This is a genomic window from Methylibium sp. (assembly GCF_013817365.1).
Taxonomy (GTDB): domain Bacteria; phylum Pseudomonadota; class Gammaproteobacteria; order Burkholderiales; family Burkholderiaceae_C; genus Methylibium.
Genome location: NZ_JACDCU010000339.1, coordinates 1 through 4,503, shown reverse-complemented (window position 1 = coordinate 4,503; position 4,503 = coordinate 1). Strand labels below are relative to the sequence as shown.

Sequence of the window (4,503 nt, the reverse complement as noted above, 5' to 3'; positions counted from 1 at the left end):
CTGCTGATGGGCGCGTTCTCGCGCAAGGACAAGGAGATCGATGCCGACCTCGAGAAGGTGTTCAGCATCTTCCCGCGCCTGAAGGAGCGCCGCCGCCAGCTCGCCGGCACGATGAGCGGCGGCGAGCAGCAGATGCTCGCAATGGGCCGCGGCCTGATGGCGCGTCCGAAGTTGCTGCTGCTCGACGAACCTTCGATGGGCCTGTCGCCGATCATGGTCGACAAGATCTTCGAGGTCATCGACACCATTCACCGGCAGGGCACCACCATGCTGCTGGTCGAGCAGAACGCCAGCCGCGCACTGCAGCTCGCCGCCCGCGGCTACGTGATGGATTCGGGCGAAATCACGATGAGCGGCGAAGCCCAGGCGTTGCTGCGCGACCCGAAGGTGAGGGCGGCCTATCTCGGCGAATGAGGCCGTCTGCTGCGACCGCTTGTTGGGGGGATGCCGGAACGGCGAGCACACCGTCCGAACACGAACGCGGGATCGGCCAACGATTTCACGCTCGAATCTCACTGGTAACCAATCGTGAGGGATAGACCCCGGCCCCGTGCTGTCTCTCGGAATCTAAGCTGCCGCCACTGTGGAGAGCGGGAGTGTCGAGATGGGGAGAATCGAGAGTCTGACAATCGCGAGCGTGCTGACTTTTTGCTCGGCGGCGTCGGTGCAGGCTCAGGCGCCGGCCCAGGCAGTCAATCCGGTTCGCGTCGGCTTGATCGCGCCGCTGACCGGCGGCTCGGCCGACTTCGGGAACAGCGTACGGCTCGGTGCCGAGCTGGCCGTCAAGGAGATCAACGAGGCCGGCGGCTACCTGGGCCGGCCGTTCGAGCTGGTGATCCGCAACGACAAGGCCGTTCCCGACGAAGGCCGCAAGGTCGCCGAGAACCTGGTGCTCGAGGAAAAGGTCGACTTCACGCTGGGCTACTGCAACACCGGCGTGGCCATGAAGTCCCTCGACGTGTTCCAGACCCACAAGCATTTGCTGATGGTCCCGTGCGCGCAGGGCACGGCGGTCACGACCAAGTACCCGGCGGCTCAAAGCTACATCTTCCGCCTGGCGCCGCCCGACGTGATCAATGCGCAGTTCCTGGTCGGCGAGATCGTCGAGCGCCGCAGGCTGGGCAAGGTGGCGATCTTTGCCGACACCACGGGCTACGGTGAAGGCGGTGTGGCGGACACCACCGCCGAGCTGGCCAAGCGCGGCCTCAAGCCCTTGTCGGTGACGCGTTTCCCGCTCGGCATCACATCGCTGACGGAAGAAATGCGCGTGGCGCGATATGCCGGTGCCGACGCGCTGGTGGTCTACACGGTCGGGCCGGAGCAGGCGGCCGCGGCCAAGAGCCGCCACGAGCTCGGCTGGAAAGTGCCGTTCTTCGCGCCCTGGCCGCTGTCGTTTCGCAGCGTGCTCGAGCAGGCCGGCGCCGACGCGCTGGAGGGCACCATGATGGCGCAGACCATCATCCAGGACACCGCCAACGAGCGACGCGCGTCGTTCCTTGCCCGTTACTTCAAGCATTCGAACGAGAAGCGCATCGGCTCGCTGATGGCCGCCGCGCAGACCTACGATGCAATGCACCTCATGCTGTTTGCGATGTTCCAGGCGCAGGGCACCGGCCCGGGCCGGATCGATGGCGACACGCTCAAGCAGGCGCTGGAAAACAAGGAGCGCACCTACCGGGGCGTGATCACCACCTATGAGTCGCCTTTCAGCAGGAACGACCACGACGCGTTTTCGGCCAACATGGTCTGGCTCGGGGCCTGGAAGCGCGGCGAGGTGGTGTTCCACTACGCCGACGACGTCAAGCGCTCGTCGGTCTTTCGGCGTAAGGAATGAGCCCACGGCGGTAGTGCGGAGCGCGCCGCCGCTTCAGACGAAGCTTTAGTGCTTGTCGGCTTCCGAGGTGAACGAGTCGGCATAGAACTCGCCCGGCGGCAGACCGCAGCGCTCGACCAGGTCGCGCTGCGCCGCGTCGACCATCGCCGGGTTGCCGCAGGCATAGACTTGGTGGCCCGACAGCTCCGGTAGATCGCTCATCACCGCTTCGTGCACGAAACCCGTGCGGCCGGTCCAGCCGTCCTGCGGCTGGGGGTCGGACAGCACCGGCACGTAGCGCAACCACGGCATCTGCGCGGCAGCCTGCAAGGCCCACTCGTGCAGGTACAAGTCGCTGCGGCTGCGGCAGCCCCAGTACAGCACCGCGTCCCGCGAACTGCCCTTGAACTGCAGCTGCTCGACGATGGCCTTGATGGGCGCCAGGCCGGTGCCCGAGGCCAGCAGAACGATTGGCCGCGTGGCATCCTCCCGCAGGTAGAAGCCGCCGTACGGCCCCTCGAGGCGCAGGATGTCCTTCTCCTTCATCGCGGCGAACACATGATCGGTGAAGAGGCCCCCGGGCATTTGCCGCAGGTGCAGCTCCAGGCCGCCTGCGGCAAGGTGCGGCGCGTTCGCCATCGAGTAACTGCGCCGTGCGCCGTCTTTCAGGATGAACTCGATGTACTGGCCCGCGTGGTACTGCAGCACCACGTTCGCCGGCAGCTGCAGCTTGACGACAGCGACGTCGGGCGCCGGGCGTTGGATCGAACTCACGCGGCACGGCATCTTCTGCACTGGGAACTCGCCCGCCGCAGCGACATTGCGGGCCTCGACGACCAGATCGGTCTGGGGCGCCGCGCAGCAGGTGAGGATCAGGCCGGCCTCTTCCTCGGCGGCGCTCAGCGCCTTGCTCTGGTGCGCACCGTGGATCACGCGGCCGTCGAGCAGCCGACTCTTGCACGAGCCGCAGGCGCCGTCGCGGCAGCCGTAGGGCAGGTCCACGCCGGCGCGGATGGCGGCGGTGAGCACGGCCTCGTCGCGGGCCACGTCGAAGCTGCGGCCGCTCGGGCGCAGCATCACCTTGAAACTCATTGGGTATCCTCGGCGCGCAATGAAAACAACAGCCAGGATTGTGACCGGCGCCTCTCTCTCGCCAGCCGCCCGCACCCCATGCCCACACCTGCGCCCCACCGTCCGGCAGCGTTTCGCAAGCCGCGCCTGCTGATCGTCGGCTGCGGCGACATCGGCGAGCGCGTGCTGCGCCAACTCGGTGGGCGCTACCGCGTTTTCGCACTCACTTCACAGCCGGCGCGCCGGTCGACTCTGCGGTCGCTGGGAGCGACGCCGCTGCTCGGCGACCTGGATGTCCCGGCCACACTGGGCCGGCTCGCCGCGCTCGCGCCGCGCGTGCTCCACCTTGCGCCACCACCCGGCAAAGGGCGCGAGGATCCGCGGACTGCCGGGCTGCTGCACGCATTGGCACGCGGTGGCGTGGTGGAGCGCATCGTCTACGGCAGCACCAGCGGTGTTTACGGCGATGCACAGGGCGCGCGCATCGATGAGACGCGCGCCACAGCGCCCGCCACCGACCGTGCGCGCCGCCGCGTTCACGCCGAGCAGCAGCTGCGCTGGTACGGCCGAGCCTTCGCAGCCACCGTCACGCTGCTGCGCATTCCCGGCATCTACGCCGCCGACCGACCCGGCGGCGCGCCGCGCGAGCGGGTGGCGCGCGGCACGCCGCTGCTGCGGGGCGAAGACGACGTCTACACCAACCACATCCATGCCGACGACCTGGCGCGCACCTGCATCGCCGCACTGCACCGCGGCCGTGCGCAGCGTGTGGTTCACGTCAGCGACGACACGGAACTGATGATGGGCGACTACTTCGATTTGGTGGCCGATTTCGCCGGGCTGCCGCGCGCCGTGCGCCTGCCGGCTTGCGAGATGCGCGAGCAATCGACGCCGATGGGCTGGAGCTTCATGAGCGAGTCGCGCCGGCTCGACAACCGCCGACTCAAGTGCGAGTTGCGCGTCGTGCTGCGCTACCCGACCGTTCGCGAGGGCTTGGCAGGCGCTTGAACAAACCATGCGGCCGGTGCCAACGCCAGCCACTGAAGCGGGCCTCGCGCTCCTTCAGATGCTGCGCGCCTGCCGCAGCGTGCCCATGCGGTCGACGCTGCGCACCTGCACTGTGCGGCGTTCGCCTTGCCGCTGCACATCGAGGAGCACGCTGCGCTCGGGCCCGCCGCCACTCCACAGGCGCTTGTAGAAAGTCTCCAGACCTGCCACCGCCTCGCCATCGATGCCGGTGATCAGGTCGCCTGGCTCCAGCCCGGCCTCCTCGGCCGGGCTGTCGGGGTTGATCTTCACGATCCGCACGACGCCCTGCTGCTCTTCGCAGTTCACACCGAGCCACGCGCGGTGGCTGGCGCGCGTGCTGCCGCGTTCGCGCAGCTCGCCGAGGATGGGCGCGAGCAGGTCGATCGGCACGAACATGTTGCCGGGCCCGGCCTCGTGCTCGCCGGGCGTGTCCATGACCAGCAGCGAGCCGATGCCCAGCAGCTCGCCGCGCGCGTTGAAGAGGCCGGCGCCGCTGTGATCCGTGCGCGGCGGGCGGGTGAAGAGGGCGGTGTCGATGTGGTATTCCCAGTAGCCGGAAAACGCGCGCCGCGCGGAGAGCCGCGCCACGC

General features: G+C 68.3%; 5 protein-coding genes. 3 read left to right on the top strand and 2 right to left on the bottom strand.

The genetic code is table 11. From position 1 onward, the window contains the following. On the top strand, positions 1-414 hold a 414-nt coding region (locus H0W38_RS17140), incomplete at its 5' end, for an ABC transporter ATP-binding protein (protein ID WP_292456291.1). Between the two features lie 223 nt (positions 415-637). Then, positions 638-1,834 carry an ABC transporter substrate-binding protein gene (locus tag H0W38_RS17135; protein ID WP_292456288.1) on the top strand — a complete coding sequence of 399 codons (1,197 nt, stop codon included), beginning with the start codon at positions 638-640 and terminating at the stop codon, positions 1,832-1,834. Between the two features lie 45 nt (positions 1,835-1,879). On the opposite strand, the gene H0W38_RS17130 is transcribed toward H0W38_RS17135, so the two are convergent. Next, positions 1,880-2,905 carry a CDP-6-deoxy-delta-3,4-glucoseen reductase gene (locus H0W38_RS17130; protein WP_292456286.1) on the bottom strand — a complete coding sequence of 342 codons (1,026 nt, stop codon included), beginning with the start codon at positions 2,903-2,905 and terminating at the stop codon, positions 1,880-1,882. A gap of 78 nt (positions 2,906-2,983) precedes the next feature. Here H0W38_RS17130 and H0W38_RS17125 point away from each other — a divergent pair, with 78 nt between their 5' ends. Continuing rightward, a complete protein-coding gene (locus H0W38_RS17125; RefSeq protein ID WP_292456284.1) occupies positions 2,984-3,892 on the top strand; it encodes an SDR family oxidoreductase in 909 nt (302 codons plus the stop codon). 54 nt (positions 3,893-3,946) lie between these two features. Here the strand turns inward: H0W38_RS17125 and H0W38_RS17120 are convergent. Further along, positions 3,947-4,503, bottom strand: a 557-nt coding sequence (locus tag H0W38_RS17120) for a S1C family serine protease (RefSeq protein ID WP_292456281.1), incomplete at its 5' end; no start/stop codon positions are given.